The 890-nt window shown below is 37.9% G+C and carries 1 protein-coding gene; it reads left to right on the forward strand.

Going from position 1 to position 890, the window contains the following annotated elements; genetic code table 11:
• Positions 1-338 precede the first annotated feature (338 nt).
• Entirely contained in the window at positions 339-875 is a 537-nt protein-coding gene (locus BCU91_RS05685; protein ID WP_198590439.1) for a hypothetical protein, read from the forward strand.
• Positions 876-890: the final 15 nt, after the last annotated feature.

Here is an 890-nt window from a genome sequence, read left to right on the forward strand (position 1 = left end):
CTCTTATTTAATCTCATAAATAAAAATTAAATAAATTTTGATTATGCCTCATCAACCGCCTTGCTTTGTTTAAAGTAAGACCTGTTTGAAGTGGCATAATTAATTTGAACTCGAGATTTAATATCTAGGCGACAATGTGTGCTTGTTGATTTGGGCTGGTTGAGTGTAACTTAGATCAATAATGTGCAAGCATAAAAAAGATAGACTAAGTGAAGTCGCGTCCTATCCCTAAATATTTATCAATGTACGTGAGTAAAATCAGGTGTTTAGTAACAACACTTCAGTGGGGTCGGGTCAGTAATGACCCGCTCTACCACGATTAACTTCAGGAGTTCTAGGTGAAATTAGATAACAATACTTTAGAGTATTTTAAAGCTATCAATGACGGCTGTAATACGATTGAGTTTACATATGACAAAAAAAATAGCCTCTATATTCCATTGTTTTCTGCTTATATTGAACAATGTATCGCTATTCATGTATTAGATAAAGAGGAGCTAACTAGCTCGGCATTTGCGCTTGCTCGCCCAATGGTCGAGAGTTACTCGAGAGCAATGTGGGTAAAATATTGCTTAGATGAAGCTAAGATCGAAGAAGGTTGTGAACAGCTTCATTTTCCAAAGAAACTAGAGTTTTTGCTAAGTTCGGTTGGTGATGCTGGTGTTGATGGGGATAGATTTCATGACTTTAAGCCTGCTATAGAGCCAATCATGTCGAATATGCATGACTTTACTCACGGCGGTGTACAAAGTATTGCTCGCCAATATGGTAATGATGGACACCTATCAAGCCCACGAAGTCGCGAGGAACGGGACGAGTTATTAAAGTTAGCGATCTTAACGTCTTCACTCTCATACGAAAACCTCACACTGTAGTGGCATAGTTAATTT

It is taken from the genome of Shewanella sp. 10N.286.52.B9, assembly GCF_002873635.1.
Taxonomy (GTDB): Bacteria; Pseudomonadota; Gammaproteobacteria; order Enterobacterales; family Shewanellaceae; genus Shewanella.